At 36.4% G+C, this 15,770-nt stretch carries 18 protein-coding genes; 7 read left to right on the top strand and 11 right to left on the bottom strand.

Annotated features, from left to right (window positions below; all coding sequences use genetic code 11):
* Window positions 1-11 precede the first annotated feature (11 nt).
* The 3 genes from CWS20_RS15060 to CWS20_RS15055 all read right to left on the bottom strand — a co-directional run bounded on the left by CWS20_RS15060 (window position 12) and on the right by CWS20_RS15055 (window position 1,257).
* Window positions 12-479, bottom strand: a complete 468-nt coding sequence (locus tag CWS20_RS15060; RefSeq protein WP_066196332.1) for a YhcN/YlaJ family sporulation lipoprotein — start codon at window positions 477-479, stop codon at window positions 12-14.
* Window positions 480-689: 210 nt separating this feature from the next.
* A complete protein-coding gene (locus CWS20_RS29010) occupies window positions 690-812 on the bottom strand; it encodes a hypothetical protein (RefSeq protein ID WP_276328312.1) in 123 nt (40 codons plus the stop codon).
* 85 nt (window positions 813-897) lie between these two features.
* The gene (locus CWS20_RS15055; protein ID WP_241504199.1) at window positions 898-1,257 is read right to left on the bottom strand and encodes a DUF1360 domain-containing protein; all 360 of its coding nucleotides are present in this window, start codon (window positions 1,255-1,257) and stop codon (window positions 898-900) included.
* Window positions 1,258-1,392: 135 nt separating this feature from the next.
* Here CWS20_RS15055 and CWS20_RS15050 point away from each other — a divergent pair, with 135 nt between their 5' ends.
* Window positions 1,393-1,929 (top strand): CotY/CotZ family spore coat protein, encoded by a 537-nt coding sequence (locus tag CWS20_RS15050; RefSeq protein WP_066196326.1) that lies wholly within the window; start codon window positions 1,393-1,395, stop codon window positions 1,927-1,929.
* Window positions 1,930-1,989: 60 nt separating this feature from the next.
* On the opposite strand, the gene CWS20_RS15045 is transcribed toward CWS20_RS15050, so the two are convergent.
* The 3 genes from CWS20_RS15045 to CWS20_RS15035 form a co-directional block, all read right to left on the bottom strand.
* Window positions 1,990-2,553: a CotO family spore coat protein gene (locus CWS20_RS15045; RefSeq protein WP_066196323.1), complete on the bottom strand. Its 564-nt coding sequence runs from the start codon at window positions 2,551-2,553 to the stop codon at window positions 1,990-1,992.
* A gap of 746 nt (window positions 2,554-3,299) precedes the next feature.
* Window positions 3,300-4,070 (bottom strand): enoyl-ACP reductase FabI, encoded by a 771-nt coding sequence (fabI, locus tag CWS20_RS15040; RefSeq protein ID WP_066196321.1) that lies wholly within the window; start codon window positions 4,068-4,070, stop codon window positions 3,300-3,302.
* A 153-nt stretch (window positions 4,071-4,223) separates the two neighbouring features.
* The gene (locus CWS20_RS15035) at window positions 4,224-6,077 is read right to left on the bottom strand and encodes a monovalent cation:proton antiporter family protein (RefSeq protein WP_066196318.1); all 1,854 of its coding nucleotides are present in this window, start codon (window positions 6,075-6,077) and stop codon (window positions 4,224-4,226) included.
* 165 nt (window positions 6,078-6,242) lie between these two features.
* On the opposite strand from CWS20_RS15035, the gene prpE reads away from it, so the two are divergent.
* On the top strand, window positions 6,243-6,980 hold the full coding sequence (gene prpE, locus CWS20_RS15030; RefSeq protein ID WP_066196316.1) for a bis(5'-nucleosyl)-tetraphosphatase PrpE: 738 nt from the start codon (window positions 6,243-6,245) through the stop codon (window positions 6,978-6,980).
* A gap of 15 nt (window positions 6,981-6,995) precedes the next feature.
* On the opposite strand, the gene CWS20_RS15025 is transcribed toward prpE, so the two are convergent.
* From CWS20_RS15025 to CWS20_RS15010, 4 genes are all read right to left on the bottom strand, one after another.
* Window positions 6,996-7,883: an RluA family pseudouridine synthase gene (locus tag CWS20_RS15025; RefSeq protein WP_066196313.1), complete on the bottom strand. Its 888-nt coding sequence runs from the start codon at window positions 7,881-7,883 to the stop codon at window positions 6,996-6,998.
* 70 nt (window positions 7,884-7,953) lie between these two features.
* A complete protein-coding gene (locus CWS20_RS15020) occupies window positions 7,954-8,748 on the bottom strand; it encodes an NAD kinase (protein ID WP_066196310.1) in 795 nt (264 codons plus the stop codon).
* Between the two features lie 71 nt (window positions 8,749-8,819).
* A complete protein-coding gene (yjbM, locus tag CWS20_RS15015; RefSeq protein ID WP_066196308.1) occupies window positions 8,820-9,458 on the bottom strand; it encodes a GTP diphosphokinase in 639 nt (212 codons plus the stop codon).
* A 188-nt stretch (window positions 9,459-9,646) separates the two neighbouring features.
* Window positions 9,647-10,021, bottom strand: coding sequence for a UPF0738 family protein (locus CWS20_RS15010; RefSeq protein ID WP_066196304.1), 375 nt, complete (start codon window positions 10,019-10,021; stop codon window positions 9,647-9,649).
* A 122-nt stretch (window positions 10,022-10,143) separates the two neighbouring features.
* Here CWS20_RS15010 and CWS20_RS15005 point away from each other — a divergent pair, with 122 nt between their 5' ends.
* The 5 genes from CWS20_RS15005 (at window position 10,144) to CWS20_RS29485 (ending at window position 13,804) form a co-directional block, all read left to right on the top strand.
* The gene (locus tag CWS20_RS15005) at window positions 10,144-10,731 is read left to right on the top strand and encodes a CYTH domain-containing protein (protein ID WP_066196302.1); all 588 of its coding nucleotides are present in this window, start codon (window positions 10,144-10,146) and stop codon (window positions 10,729-10,731) included.
* A 22-nt stretch (window positions 10,732-10,753) separates the two neighbouring features.
* Complete coding sequence (locus tag CWS20_RS15000; RefSeq protein WP_066196300.1) at window positions 10,754-11,380, top strand: lytic transglycosylase domain-containing protein; 627 nt, start codon at window positions 10,754-10,756, stop codon at window positions 11,378-11,380.
* Window positions 11,381-11,922: 542 nt separating this feature from the next.
* Window positions 11,923-12,330, top strand: coding sequence for a globin domain-containing protein (locus CWS20_RS14995; RefSeq protein ID WP_066196298.1), 408 nt, complete (start codon window positions 11,923-11,925; stop codon window positions 12,328-12,330).
* Window positions 12,327-13,202, top strand: a complete 876-nt coding sequence (locus CWS20_RS14990; RefSeq protein ID WP_066196296.1) for a ClpXP adapter SpxH family protein — start codon at window positions 12,327-12,329, stop codon at window positions 13,200-13,202. Before CWS20_RS14995 ends, CWS20_RS14990 begins: the two co-directional genes overlap by 4 nt.
* Before the next feature lie 428 nt (window positions 13,203-13,630).
* On the top strand, window positions 13,631-13,804 hold the full coding sequence (locus CWS20_RS29485) for a hypothetical protein (protein WP_488175130.1): 174 nt from the start codon (window positions 13,631-13,633) through the stop codon (window positions 13,802-13,804).
* Window positions 13,805-13,852: 48 nt separating this feature from the next.
* Here CWS20_RS29485 and pepF read toward each other — a convergent pair whose 3' ends face one another.
* Window positions 13,853-15,679 (bottom strand): oligoendopeptidase F, encoded by a 1,827-nt coding sequence (gene pepF / locus CWS20_RS14985; protein ID WP_066196293.1) that lies wholly within the window; start codon window positions 15,677-15,679, stop codon window positions 13,853-13,855.
* Between the last annotated feature and the right edge of the window lie 91 nt (window positions 15,680-15,770).

Genomic DNA, 15,770 nt, shown 5'->3' with positions numbered 1-15,770 from the left:
TCTGCTCCTTCCTATGTCAATTCTTTCTGTAATTCAACAATATTGTTAAACTTCTTTTCAGCTTTCTTTACATCAAATTCAGGACTCTTCATTTTTTCATGGAGCTCAACTACTTCTAAGAAAATCTTAAAGTCACTTGAGACAATAAACTCTACATCTGGATAGTCCTTTTCCAATGAATCCTTTAGTTTCTTTTCAATTTTCTTCATATGAAAACGTTGTAGATGCTTTACTTTATATGCCACTAATATTTGGTCTTTATTTTTGACAATCGCGGCATCATATAATTCCTTATAGTCTTCTACATCCTTCTCGATACTTTGCAGCAGCTCTGCATCATCATCCCGATGGTCACTTTGAATAAGCGACGGTGTAGGGTGAGTCACTTTTACGAGCGATAACGGAGCTTCTTCTGACTCATGCTTACTGCAGCCTGTTATGAGCATAATTATTAAAACCATTCCTATAATTTTTTTCATTAGCTTCCCTTCCTATGTAAAAGTCTTTAAACATTATTTTCTCTAAAAAAATACATCTTATCCAAACACTTTTAGGAATGTTTAAAGTTTATTTATATGAAGTCACTGAAAAGCGAACCTTTCACTAAGATAAAAGCGATTTATCTTAGTGAAGCCCTAGAATTTAAATGAAGAAAGCAATAAAAAAAGCCGGAGCTTAGACCCGACTTTTCAATCATTATTTTTTTTTAACTTTTTTCCACAACCGCAACCTGATGATTTCTTAACAAACTTGCTCTTTTCTGTCATTCTCTTTTTAAATGCCGCTTTATTTGATACCATTTTCTTATTCATATACAATCACTCCTCATACTAAGAAAATGCTTCCTAATATAAACTATGCAATTAAGAAGTGCTTGTATAATTGATTAGCCTAAGTTTAATCGATTATCCACTTTTGCATAATCGCCTCAATTATAGCTGCCAATGATGCCACAGCCAGAAGAATTATTAGATAGCTGCCGTAAGGATGCCACCAAAAATAAAGCACACATAGAATAATTGAGGACCATACACCTGTGCACCAGTAACAGCTTAATAACTTCCCAAAAAAACCAAATATGCCACCTTCTTTAGGAACAATATATGTGCTCATTTCACCGTTTTCATTTTCCTCATCTATTTCTTTCATAAAAGGTGCTCTCATCCATTCTGTAATCTGGTCAAATACAATTAATCTAGTCAATCGAAAGGTTGCAAGTCCTATTAAAATAAATTCAAAAGAACTTATATCCATCATCAAACACTCCTATTAATTAAATTAAAAATACGCCTATTTTTTTACAAAACAAGGCGTTTGTCCGTTACCCATTGCCTGTTTCTCCAATATGTTATTAATGTAGATCACAAGAAATAAATAAGGAGGAAAAACAATATGGGTAGTGGAAAAAAAGACGATCACAAACACAGAAGTTGTGTGTGTGAAGTAGTCCGTGCTATAAAAGATATCCAAGATGAAGTACACGAAAAAGATTGCGAATGCGGCTCAAGCTGCTTCCTTGAACCAATTGGCTCTATCTCACCAAAAAATGATAAAAAGAGAAGAAGAAAACGTCGTCCTAACACGCGTGTATTTGTTTTAAGCAATGCGGACGGGTCACCATTTCATGCATTTATGACAAACGTTGATAATTGTGCATGTACTTCAATCTTCTTTAGAGTAGAAGAAGTATTTGACAATTGCTGTGCTACACTTAGAGTATTGGAGCCGGTAAAAGAAGTGTCAAATGGATGCTATGAAACAGCAGATATCGTTGATGGCTGTTGCATCGACTTATCAAAGATTTGTAAAGTGGATGGATTCCGTAGCACTGATAGCTGTATTACTGTTGATTTAGATTGCTTCTGTGCTGTGCAGTGTATTGAAGATGTTCATATAAATCTTGATACTTGTGCGGAATACGAAGATTAAACTTTTAAAATATGGCCAGTCGATATCCGGCTGGCCTTTTTATTAATAAGTAAGAGTCATTTACCTAAAACCAATCATTTTTATTGTTTTTAATAATTGTAAATCAATTGTTTGAATATTCCCATCAAGCGTCCTCACTTTTATTTCATCGTTTTCAGAGGATACAATAAATCCGCGGACTTCTTCCCCTTCACTTATAAACACACACGGAACCGGAGGCAGCTGCTTAGGAAAATGAAGTAAATAATCTATCCGTTCTAATTTATTCATTTCTTTAAATTTTTTTATCCTTTGCAGCCCTTTTCTTTCGTTGTTTTGCACTTTTTCAAATTCTGATATGACTTCCTGTACTTTCGCCTCTGTTCCATATGATGCTAAATCCGCTTTATTCTGGATTTCCTCTGCTTTCTTTTCTTCAATTACTTCATCCTTTGCTATCTCTTCAATGGCACTCGCTTCCGCTTTTTCTGCCATTTCATCTATATTTAATTGTGCTGCTGCTTTTTCCTCTTCCTCAACCACTGCCTGTTTACTCGAAAATGTCGTTTGCATCGATGTCTGTGGAAATGAAAGATCAGGCTGATGAATATAAAGCAGCGGCTGCCTTTTATTTTTTACGTTCATCCTTCGTACACACCCTTCATTTTTTATTTACACATGCATTATATGTTCTAAAAAAATGGGCGTTCATTTTTTAATCACAAAAAAGTTTAAAACAGCCAATAAAATCGCCTTAATTATTTTCAACATAGGAAAATTAAATTGAAACAATCCATTAAAATTTTATTACTTTATCTTAATGTATGAATACTCTCCTAATTATTTGTACTGGAAATAGTAGAATCGCAGCCTTCTCATTCTAGTTGGGATGATGTAAAAATTAACTTGTAGGAAGAGAAGCTTGAATAAGAGAAAATAGATTATCTTCATCTGGTCGAAGATAACTAAAATAAAATGTAACATGAGGTATATATTGTCTATCCCTATCATTCTTGGACGAAAGGAAAAAGGTCAATCCATCCTTCATTAACCTTCTAATACGTAATGGGTTTATCCAATGGCCCTCATCTTTTAATCATCCACTTAAATTTTTGATGAATTTTTAATAATGATCAGTTAGGACAATATAACAAATTTCAATAAAGACCACCCACTCTATAGCCAATTTTAGATTGCCTGCTAAGCTCATACTTTTCCACTAAAAGTGATCATGCTAGAATATCAATTTTTCTAGCAAAATCTAAAAGGTAGTATTAAAAAACCCCTCCAATTCATTGAAGGGGCTCAGGCTGTCATGGAAGTGTTGACAGCCTTGTTATTTATTCAACCTCGTTGTTGAGTCTGATACTTCCATATTGGAGTCAGTTTTTTTAGCGAATATGATATCCTGAATCGACATGAATATTTTCTCCTGTTATGCCGCGTGATAGCTGACTGAATAGAAACACTGCTGTATCTCCCACTTCTTCAGGAGTTGTTGTGCGTTGTAGTGGTGCATTTTCTTCTATCTCTTTAAGGATGGAGTTAAACTCGCCAATACCTTTTGCTGATAGCGTACGAATCGGACCTGCTGAAATTGAATTGACTCTAATTCCGTCTTTTCCAAGGTCAGCTGCTAAGTACTTAACACTTGCATCAAGTGAAGCTTTGGCTACACCCATTACATTATAGTTTTTAATCGCACGCTCGCCGCCAAGATAAGTAAGTGTAACAATGCTTCCACCCTCTGTCATAAGTCCTCTTGCTTCTTTAGCAACAGCAGTTAATGAATATGAGCTAATATTATGCGCAAGCAGGAATCCGTCTCTTGTTGTATTCATGTATTCCCCTTGTAGCTCTTCCTTATTAGCGAACGCGATACAATGTGCCACACCATGTATCGTACCTGCAGCTTCTTTAATTTGTGCGAAACAGCTGGCAATATCTTCATCATTGGTTACATCACATGGCAGGACTAGCGGGTTTACACCATCAAGTGTTTCAACTAAATCGCGGACACTTTTCTCCAAACGTTCTCCGGCATAAGTAAAAATCAAATTGGCGCCAGACTCGTAAAGCGAACGCGCAATGCCCCAAGCAATACTTCTCTTATTAGCTACTCCCATTACTACAAACGTTTTTCCTTCAAGTGATATCGTCATTATATATCCCCCTAACATTATTAACACAAGTTATTAGTACCTAGTGCTAATTTTACAATACAATGTTGAAAAAAGAAAGCTGAAAAATAAAACTGTATCGTCATAAATTAAAATAGACGGCTCTATTAAAGCCGTCCTGTTATTCAAAACTATTTATTCACCTAGTTCTAGCTCCCATTTTAACTCTTCCACGTATTTTCTTGATCCTGTCACGATTAAACGATCTTTTAATAATAATTCCGTATCACCATGAGGGACAATCGAGTCGTTCCCGCGAAAAATCCTGACGAAAATGACGTCTCCGGTAAAAGGAAATCTCCTTAAAATCATCCCTTCAAATTTTCGATTCCTTAATTCAATTTCATAAAGTGCCGTTTCTTGATTCTCCAAAATATTGATTACACTAGGCGTCTCAATTAATGCACGGAGAAGCATTTTAGTTGACAGTATTGAAGAAAAGGCCTCTATTTCATGCTCTTTTAATTTATCTTCCATAGATGGACTTTCTATACGGCAAATGACCCTCTCAATCCCTTCTTGTTTTAAGGCGATCGCTAATTCGATATTTTTAGTTTCATGTCCAGTTGAGATAACGGCAATATCTGATTCAAGAATTCCAGACTTCTGTAAGCACTCAAGTGAAAAATTCTCAATTTCCTCGATTTCAAAAACTGAATCAGTTATTTGGTTTTCTTTTTCCTGGAAAGTATGGTACACAGTAGTATCGTACAAATCAGATTCCAGTTCTTTTGATACAGGCATAGTAAGCTGATTCGCACCAACAAAAGCTAGCTTAAGCTGTTTTTCTTTGGCAGCTTCCTTCGGCATTAGTTTTTTAAATACAATTGGTGTAAAAATACTGGTGATTACTGCGACAAGGATGAGAATTCCTGACATTTCAGGAGTAATCACACCCATCCTCTCACCAATGGTTGCTGCTGCGATTACGAGAGATAATGTTGACGTCAGCAGAAAGCCTGATGCCATTACTGTTGATGTATTATACCATCTCTTCAAGAAAAATACAGGCAGCAATTTGGACAATAATAGTGCAATTAACAATAGCGGAATGAATAATAAAAGCTTCACATCACCAAATAAAGCCCATAAATCAAGGTCAACTCCTACCATCACAAAGAAAATTGGAATGAGAAAACCATACCCAAAAGAATCAAGCTTATGCACTAGCTCCTGATTTGGAGCAAGCAATGAGACAAGCACCCCCGCCAAGAAAGCGCCTAAAATATTTTCCGCTCCTACGCTTTCAGATAATGCTACAAGGAAAATAATTAAAGCAAAGACTGCCCGTGTGCCAATTTGAACAGTTCCAGTTGACATGCCGTCGAGAAAATTTCTGTTTTTAAATCGCTTTCCTACAAAGTAAAGCACCACACCAGCAGCAAATAATACAAGTAAGAGCCAAGTATTTCCTTCCCCTCCATCATTTAAGGAGACGAACACTGCCAGCAGGATCATCGTGACTAGATCAGCAATAACCGCCACTAGTAAGATTATTTGACCTATGGCAGATTTCATTAGTTTGCCTTCTTTTAATGTTGGTACGACAACCCCAAGCGAAATGGTTGAAATAATTAATGTCATTAAAAATACGTTGTCTATAAATCCAGCAAGTACGAAAATATAGGATAAACCAACTGAAGCGATAAATATTCCCAGAAAAACGATGGTTGCTGCTAAAAATGTGTTAGGCTCCATCTTCCCATTTGGCAGCACTTCTTTTTTCTTTTTTGAGGAAAATGCCGTAAAATCAATTTCGAGTCCGCTTAAAAACATTAAGAAAATAAACCCTAATGTCGATAGCGTCTCAAGCCACATATCCTCCTGTACAAGGTTAAAACCGCTTTTACCTATAATTAATCCCATGATGATTTCAGCTACCACCACAGGAATAAAATTAATTTTAAGGCGATGCAATACGATCGGCGTAATAAAAGCAATAATAATTACAATCATTAGTGATGTAAGTGAAGCACCGTGTCCTTCCATCATCTCACTCCTTTTTCACAATACATATTTTTTGCTTAGATTTAACATCAAAACATAGGATGAATAATAATGCAAATAAAAAGTAGTTTCTTATATAATCATTTCCCTAAACATATTTGGTATGTAAATGTGGAGATAATAACTATTAAAAAGAGGTGTAGGACGATGAAGCTTGATATTATCGGAGACATACACGGCTGCTATAATGAATTGAAGCAGCTGACGATAGAATTAGGATACGACTGGTCCAAAGAAGGCTATCCAGTCCACAAAGATAACAGGAAATTAGCCTTTATTGGAGATCTTGCTGACAGAGGACCGCATTCAATAAAAACGCTTCAACTAGTGTGTCGACTTGTAAAGAATGAGCTCGCTTTTTATGTACCAGGGAACCATTGCAATAAACTGTACCGCTATTTTCTCGGCAATAATGTACAAATTACACATGGCTTGGAGACAACAGTACAAGAATTCACCAAATTAGATGATCAACAAAAGCAAGCTGTTCGCAAAGATTTTATTATGCTATATGAAAACTCACCGCTATATCATGTGTTGGATAATGGGCAACTAATTTTAGCACATGCAGGCATTAAACAGGAGTTAATCGGTCTAAATAATAAAAAAGTGAAAACCTTTGTACTTTATGGAGATATCAATGGGAAAACCCATGAAGACGGCTCCCCTATTCGAGCTGATTGGGCAGTGGATTATAAGGGAGAGGCTATCATTGTATACGGACATACACCAGTAAAGGAAGTTCGTATCATAAATAAAACTTTTAATATCGATACTGGAGCCGTATTTGGAAATAAATTGTCGGCGCTTCGGTATCCTGAATTAGAAGTTGTCTCAGTTCCGTCCAGCATGCCCTATGTTGAGGAGAAATTCCGATCATTTTAACAAGGGCCAGTTTGCTCATGGAAGCAACTGGCCCATATCTTCAGGTAATGATTGTTTTAATTCAATTAATTTCTTTAAAAATGGATGATAAAACGACAGTTGATTGCAATGAAGCGCCTGTCTCTGTAAAAGCTCTAATGATCCACCATACAGATCATCACCTATTAAAGGATGGCCGATTGATGAAAGATGAACTCTAATTTGATGGGTTCTACCTGTTTCCAGCTTTAGTTGGACAACAGTAAAAAGCCCTGTACGTTTCAATACAAGAAAATGAGTGCAAGCATATTTGCCTGCAGCGTTTACTTCGCGTTGAATGATGCTGTCCGGCATTCTTGCAATCGGTTTTTCAATTACTCCTTGGTCATCCAATAATGTCCCCTCTGCAAATGCAATATATTTCCTCTGGACACTACTTTGCTGCTGTAATTTACTAAATAAATGATGAACATGGCGATGCTTAGCGATTAAAACGAGGCCAGAAGTATCTTTATCGAGTCTAGTTACAATATGGACAGTAGCTGCCAATTTGATTGTTTCAAAATAACCGATGATCGCATTTGCTAAACTTCCTGTAGGGTGTTCTCTTGACGGTATCGAACTCATTCCTGCAGGTTTATTGACAACTAGTACATATTCATCTTCATAAACAATATTTAAAGGGATATTCTCCCCTATCATTCCTTCACTTCTTTTTTCTTGAGGAAAATAGACCTTCAACACATCACCTGATTTCAAGATATATCGGACATTTTCTTCCTTATTATTGACGATAATGGACCCGCCTGAAAACTTTATATCCGTCAACGCAGTTTTTGAAATGTCATGCTCTTTTAAGAATGCTTTTATCGTTAGCCCAGCATCCTCCTCACACATTACCCATTTCATTTTAAATACTGTCATCTCTTTACTTCCTTTACATAATGATAAAACCATCAGTTTACTACTGATGGTTTCGTTTCGGTTACTTCATTTAATCGGCTACAAATGAGTCATGAACTCTTTTCCAAAATGGAAATGGCCTGAATCGGGCAAATCGGATTTTTTCATCCGCAACTCGGAATTGTATCGACTTTACATCCTTGTGTAAAAGCGATAAATGATCAATCGTTATTTTAAAATCAGGCTCATTAACCGGTTTTAGCAAGCACGCATGATGAGCAGGCAAAACGAGCGGCGAACCTACTGTTCTAAAAACTTTATTATTAATGGACGCCATTTCTGCCAGTTGAATAGCCGGTAATGACGGATGCAAAATAGCCCCTCCAAGCGCCTTATTATAAGCTGTACTACCGGAAGGTGTAGATAAGCAAAGACCATCTCCTCTAAATCTTTCGAAATGCTGGCCTCTGATTTCCACGTCCATCACAAAAGTACCATTGACTGCTTTAACTGTTGATTCATTCAAAGCTAAGTATCTCGTCTCCCGGCCACCATTTTGGTATCTGACAATCACTTCTAATAATGGATATTCGACTACCTGGAATGGTGTTTTTGCAATCGCGATAACAAGCTTCTCAATTTCTTCAGGGACCCAATCAGCATAAAAACCTAAATGACCCGTATGCACCCCTACAAACGCCGTTTTATCAAGGCGGCTGCTATACCGATGAAACGCATATAACAATGTGCCGTCGCCGCCAACAGAAATAACAATATCCGGCTGCTCGTCATCATAGATTAAATTGAAATCGAGCAAATAAGATTTCATTTTATGCATGAGTGTATTCGATTTTGAATCTCCTTTTGAAGTGATAGCAAACCTCATTGTTTCATAGCTCCTCTTTTATAAAGTGAAAGCAAGGGGCTTACCGGCCCGCTTATTTGCGATAAATCGTCTTATGATTTATTCTTCTGCTGCATTTCCTTATTTCTAGAAAAGAATGCTTGAGCTTCCTGAATCTCGCCTTTGATTAAAGACATTTCTTCATCCAGTCTGAAAGCTGCCTCTGCAGCTCTTTGCAAACGCATCTGTATGTCTTCAGGAAACTGTCCTTTATATTTATAATTTAATGAGTGCTCAACAGTTGCCCAAAAATTCATAGCCAGCGTTCTAATTTGAATTTCAGCAAGTATTTTTTTTTCGCCTTTAATCGTTTGAACTGGATAGGAGATAACGACGTGATAAGAGCGATAGCCGCTCGCTTTTTTATGTGAAATATAATCTCTTTCCTCAACAATCTCAAAGTCGTTTCTCATACGCAGGAGCTCAACCACCTTCATTATGTCATCAACAAATTGACACATCATTCTAATCCCTGCAATATCCTGCATTTCAAATTCCAGCTTATCAAGCGGAATTCCCTTCTCATTTGCCTTATCTAAAATACTGGCAATCGGCTTAACTCTACCGGTTACAAATTCAATTGGCGAATGGTCAGGTACAAATTCAAATTGGCTTCTCATCCCTTTTAATTTAACTTTTAGCTCCTCAACCGCTTGCTTATATGGCCCTAAAAATTGATCCCAATGTTTCATACATGCACCACCTTTTAAAGAAAAGCTCTTTTTCCTTTTACATAAAAAAGGCACTAGAGCTAGTCATTCCGATAAAATAGCAAGCGCCCTACAATCATATATAAAACGGTACATGTTAGTATAGAAGCAATCACTGCACAAGCTTCCCCTAGTCTCTGTTCCTTTAATAATCGCAAGGCGCAGGACATTTAATTAAAGATTTCTTCGACCTTATTTACCATTTCTTCACCATAATTGCTGTTTCCTTTAATATTTTCGATTAAATATTCCAATTCCTCTTGGAATAAAGGAAGCTGAAGAATCTGGTTTTGCTGTGACAAGTATATATCACCATTTTCAGCAAGGGCCACCTTTAATTGCGGCCAAATGGAATCCGGCAGCATGATATATGAATAATCTTCATCTTTTTCTGTTATGTATATAAAGGATAAATGATCCGAATCAACTAGCATTTGCTCCCTAGGGGTTAGTTCACTTAACGATATTTCATCGCCGATGATTAAATGTAATTGCCTTTTTCCTTCATTCCACTCTGCTTTGTTTACATTAATTTTAGTATTCATTTTATCGACCTCCATACTCCGTATTATTTTACCATAGGATTAGGAGAAATCTCAAAGATGATTGCAGCAGAAGCGAAATTACATAATAATATAGTTAAAGGAAAATTAGAAAGGAAAAAATCATGCCGCAAAATATAGAAATTGAATTTAAAAATATGCTGACAAAAGAGGAATATTTCCTAGTAAAGGATTATTTTCATTTTAAAGAAGAACATTTCTTCACACAAGAAAACTATTACTTTGATACTCCTTCTTTCTCATTAAAAAAGCTTAAAAGCGCACTAAGAATACGAGAAAAGAACGGTAAGTTTGAACTTACGTTGAAACAGCCTTACCATGATGGACTGCTCGAAACCAATGAAGTGATTAGTGACAAGGAAGCTGAGGAACTTTTTCATGGCAGTGCTCTACAAAATATAAACATCATACAGCTTCTAAAGGATATGGGCATCAATCCTTTAGAAATAAAATACTTCGGAGCTCTGCAAACAACAAGAGCTGAAACCGATTTTAAAAACGGTCTAATTGTTTTAGATCACAGCTGTTATTTAAATAAAGAAGACTTTGAATTAGAGTATGAAGTGACTGATAGGAAAAAAGGCTCAATTTCTTTTGAAAACCTTTTAAACGAATTACATATACCGATAAGAAAAACAGATAACAAAATTATGCGTTTCTATAAAGAAAAATATCGGCTATTGAACGATTGACTCTTTTAATGGAGGTTAAAAAATGAATGTTGAACAATTAAAATTAATGATAGAAATTCAAAACTTACAAAGCTTTCAATCTCCATCAACATACAATAATAGCGGCTTTGGCAATATTCTTACACAAATAATGAACGAACAAGGCAACAATGGCTTGTCCTCCGAGACAATCGGTGGCCTTGGAGCAATCGCTTCATTAAATGTTGAACAGCAGCAAGTAGCACCCTTGTATCAGAGCATATTGCCAGTTCAACTATCAAAGCAATCAGGACAGAGAACGGATTTTCAATCTTTAATTGAAAAGGCTTCGGAAATGTATAATGTGCCTATCGATTTAATTCAATCTGTCATTAAACAAGAATCAAATTTTAATCCAAACGCCGTCAGTTATGCAGGTGCTGCAGGATTAATGCAGTTAATGCCTGCAACTGCCAAAGGGTTGGGTGTTTCAAATGTTTTTGACCCTGAGCAAAACATTATGGGCGGTACGAAATATTTACGGCAGATGCTGGATCGCTATCAAAATAATGTTGATCTTGCATTAGCGGCATACAACGCTGGACCTGGCAATGTAGATAAATATGGAGGCATTCCTCCCTTTAATGAAACAAAAAATTATGTTCAGAAAGTGAAAGCAAATTTCGCCTAGTTTCATTTAACGGGAAACCAGCAATCAGAAAGATTATTGCTTTCAGAGTGTTGATAGTGAAAATAACGATATTTTCAGTTGGATTTGAAAGAGGTGTCAGCTCGACTCCTAATGGAGAATCGAGACAGTCGAGACACAAAAGGCTCCGGAGCGAAGAAGCTGCTCGATGCTCGGAACCGCTTAGGAAGCAAGCGATAATCCTCAGAAATTCCAATGCGTGCACTTTTAAACTTAAAATAAGTTTGTCTTTTACCGAAAACCAACAATCAAAAAAGATTGTTGGTTTTTTTGGCGCCTAAGCAAGCTCCCCTGTTTACTATAATATTGATATAAATGTTTAAATTAGCGTACATTATGTTCATGAGAAACTCTTTATTTCGAGTCACGGAGCTATTTGTTTGAGATATAAAGCACGCCTTGATAAAATGTATACAGATGATTTAAAAATATAAAGACGAATGATTTATAGTAGCAGTGGCAAACAGTGCTAATATACTATTGAGCCGGCCACTACCACATTATAATAAAGGGGTTCTATCATAATGGTCGAGAAAATCAATACTCCGTTCGACGCAATGGGAGAAGAGAGATTGCATCAACTAGTTGACGCTTTTTATAGCCGAGTCGGAGAACATCCTGATCTCGCCCCAATTTTCCCAAGCGATTTAACTGAAACTGCTCGGAAACAAAAACAATTTTTAACTCAATACTTAGGCGGGCCATCTTTGTATACCGAAGAGCATGGTCATCCAATGTTAAGAGCACGTCATATGCATTTTCCTATCACAATGACAAGAGCGAAAGCTTGGCTTACTTGCATGAGCGAAGCTATGGATGAAATTGGGTTAGAAGGACCTTTCAGAGAGGACTTTTTTGCACGATTAGGTCTAACCGCACAGCATATGGTTAACACACCTGAAAATGATGAAATGAAGGGTGATAACAAGTGAATAATCAGGAATCATTCGAAAGAAAGTCGACATCACCTCATTGTCATGGCAGCGAAAAAAAGCCGTTAGAAATCTATATGTTCGTCGACCCTCTTTGTCCTGAATGCTGGAGTTTAGAACCACTCATTAAAAAGCTCTCAGTGGAATATGGACGTTATTTCTCACTCAAACATGTACTGAGTGGTAAATTAACATCATTAAATATGGGAAGACGCCAAAGCTATGATCAGCTTGTCGAGCAATGGGAAAAAACCGGTAGCCGTTCAGGAATGTCATGTGATGGAACAGTATGGTATGACAATCCGGTTTCTTCGCCGCATCTTGCATCGATTGCGATAAAAGCTGCTGAGCTACAAGGCAGAAAAGCTGGGATCAGATTTTTACGGAAGCTGCAGGAAGTATTATTCCTAGAAAAGCAAAATGTTTCAGATTTTGATGTTTTGAAAGAATGTGCTAAAGCTATCGGTTTAGATGTAGTTGAATTTATCACCGACATCCATTCCGAAAGTGCAGCAAAAGCTTTTCAGTGCGATGTGAAAATTACTGCAGAGATGGACGTAGATGAAATTCCTACTCTCGTCTTCTTTAATGAAAATATAGAAGATGAAGGTATAAAAATTACCGGCTATTATCAATATGATGTATATGAGCAAATTCTAGGAGAGATGCTGCCATTTAAACCTGAGAGAGCACCTCTTCCGTCAATTGAAAATTTTTTAAAGCACTTTAAGCTTGTTGCAACGAAAGAGATTTCCGTTGTCTATAATATGAGCGAACAAGAAGTAAATCGTGAAATGAAAAAGCTGCAATTGAAGCAGCTGGCCGAACAAGTACCGGCGAAGCATGGTACATTTTGGAGATATCAAGACTGATGGGTTGAACCCATCAGTCTTTTTTATTTCAAATTGTTTGAGCTTTTAGTTTCATGATTTCTGCTTGAGCAAAATTTCTTTTATTCTGCGGAAACCGATTTTATTCGGCTGATGCCACTGTTTAAATTTTTCTGGAGTTTTTACAGGGAAAAAGCCATACACTCTCTAAGAGGCGTATGGCTTTTCATTTATTATTATACAAACAAAGGGGATGGGAGAAATTTTTCACGATCAAACAAAGGGGTAAATGTTTGTTTGTGATTAACTTCACAACATAAATATATCATGGTGAAGAGAACGTGACAAGAGTTTGTGTATCTTTTCACATAATTGTCAAATTCTCATGAATTAGTGTTTATTAAAGGCATGTACTGCCTTCAATAAACATAAATTTAATAGCAACTATCAAAAAAGGACTGACAATCTCCATGAAAAAAATGCCTATTCTTATTATGTTAACATTTGTTGTGGTTGCATTCTTTTTAAATATATTGGGACTAATGCAATTAATCCCGCCTATTATTACCCTTCCTCTATTATTTATTTCGATATTTATTATTATTTATTACGTAAATAACCGAAAAAGATTTAGAGGGTTCTAAATATGAAAAGCATCAGAATGTCGTTCAAACATTCCGATGCCCTCGAATTTATTTCACTGTTGTCAATAGCTCTTCCATTTCGTTTAATTTTTCCTCAAACACTTTACATGCGTCTTCGATTGGCTTTGTGCTAGTCATATCGACGCCTGCTTTTTTCAATACTTCAATTGGGAAATCTGAGCTTCCGGATTTTAAGAATTCAATATAGCGTTCAACAGCCGGCTTCCCTTCTTCAAGTATTTGCTTACTTAATGCTGTAGCTGCGCTATAGCCTGTCGCATACTGATACACATAGTAATCATAGTAGAAATGAGGAATCCTTGACCACTCCAGTCCAATTTCCTCGTCAATGACGATATCTTCTTCGCCGAAATATTTTTTATTTAAATCATAATATGCTGCTGTTAATGACTCTGCTGTTAACGCTTCATTGCTTTGAACTTTTTGATGAATTAGGTGTTCAAATTCTGCGAACATCGTCTGACGGAAAACCGTACCTCTAAAGCCTTCGAGGAAATGATTTAAAAGGAATAATCTCTTTTTGTCATCATCGATTGTTTTTAATAGATGATCATTTAATAATGCTTCATTACAAGTTGATGCCACCTCAGCGACAAAAATTGAATAATCCCCATATGGGTAAGGCTGAGTTTTTCTTGTGTAATAGCTGTGGACTGAATGGCCAAATTCATGTGCTAAAGTAAATAGGTTATTTACATTATTTTGCCAGTTCATTAAAATATAGGGATTTGTTCCATATGCACCAGATGAATAGGCACCGCTTCTTTTTCCTTTATTCTCTTGAACGTCAACCCATCGGTTTTCAAAGCCCTCTTTTAACACAGTTAAATAGTTATCCCCTAATGGTGCTAACCCTTCTAAAATCATGCTTTTTGCTTCGTCATACTGAACATCCATTTTTACTTCTTTCACAAGCGGCGTATACAAATCATACATGTGAAGCTCTTCAACACCAAGCACTTTTTTTCGCAGCTTGACGTAACGATGTAATAAATGGAGGTTGTCATTGATTGTGTTAACTAAATTATCATATACTGATTCTGGAATATGATTAGCTGAAAGAGCAGCATGACGTGCAGACTCATATTTTCTAACTTCAGCGTTGAAATGATTTCTCTTCACGTTTCCACTTAATGTACTTGCAAACGTATTGCGAAACTTGCCATACGTTTCATAAACTGCTTTAAATGCATCTCTGCGTACACGCTGGTCATCACTTTCTAAAAAGTTAATAAATCTCCCATGCGTGATTTCTACTTCCTCGTCATTCTCATCTTGGATAGTAGGAAATTCTAAATCGGCATTATTAAGCATGCCAAATGTATTACTTGAGGCATCCATTACTTCAGAAGCCTTTGCAAGCAATGCCTCTTGATCAGCAGATAATACATGCGGACGCTGCAGATTTGTTTCTTCTAAAGCATGTTTATATAATTTCAACTCCTCTTTCTCTGTTAAAAAGTTGTTTAATGTTTGCTCTTCAATTTCCAATAGCTCTGGAACGATGTATGCTAGCGCACTTGCTGCCATAGAATATAGTCCCTTTATCTTATCATCCATGCTTTGATAGAAAGAATTAGTTGTATCCTGATCATATCTCATATGTGCGTATGTATATAATTTTACAAGTCTAGATAATAATTGATCCTGGTATTGAAGGGCATCATATAGTGAATCTGGACTTTCTCCCAGCTTCCCCTTAAACGCCTGAACACCAGGCAGCAACGCTTTAACTTCGTCAAATTCTTTATTCCAATCATCATCAGTTGCAAAAATATCCTCAAGATTCCATGTTTCTTCTACTGGAATCTCGCTTCTAGCTGGTAGTTTTTTTACGGTTGATTCATTTGACATTCTATTACATCCTCCTTTTTAAAATTCCGGTAACCGGAAGAGATTACCTCTATGATACATGAATCAAATATTTTTGTTCACTAATATGTTT

This window comes from Cytobacillus horneckiae, assembly GCF_002835735.1.
Classification (GTDB): Bacteria; Bacillota; Bacilli; order Bacillales; family Cytobacillaceae; genus Cytobacillus; species Cytobacillus horneckiae.
This window is presented reverse-complemented; position numbering and strand designations above follow the sequence as displayed.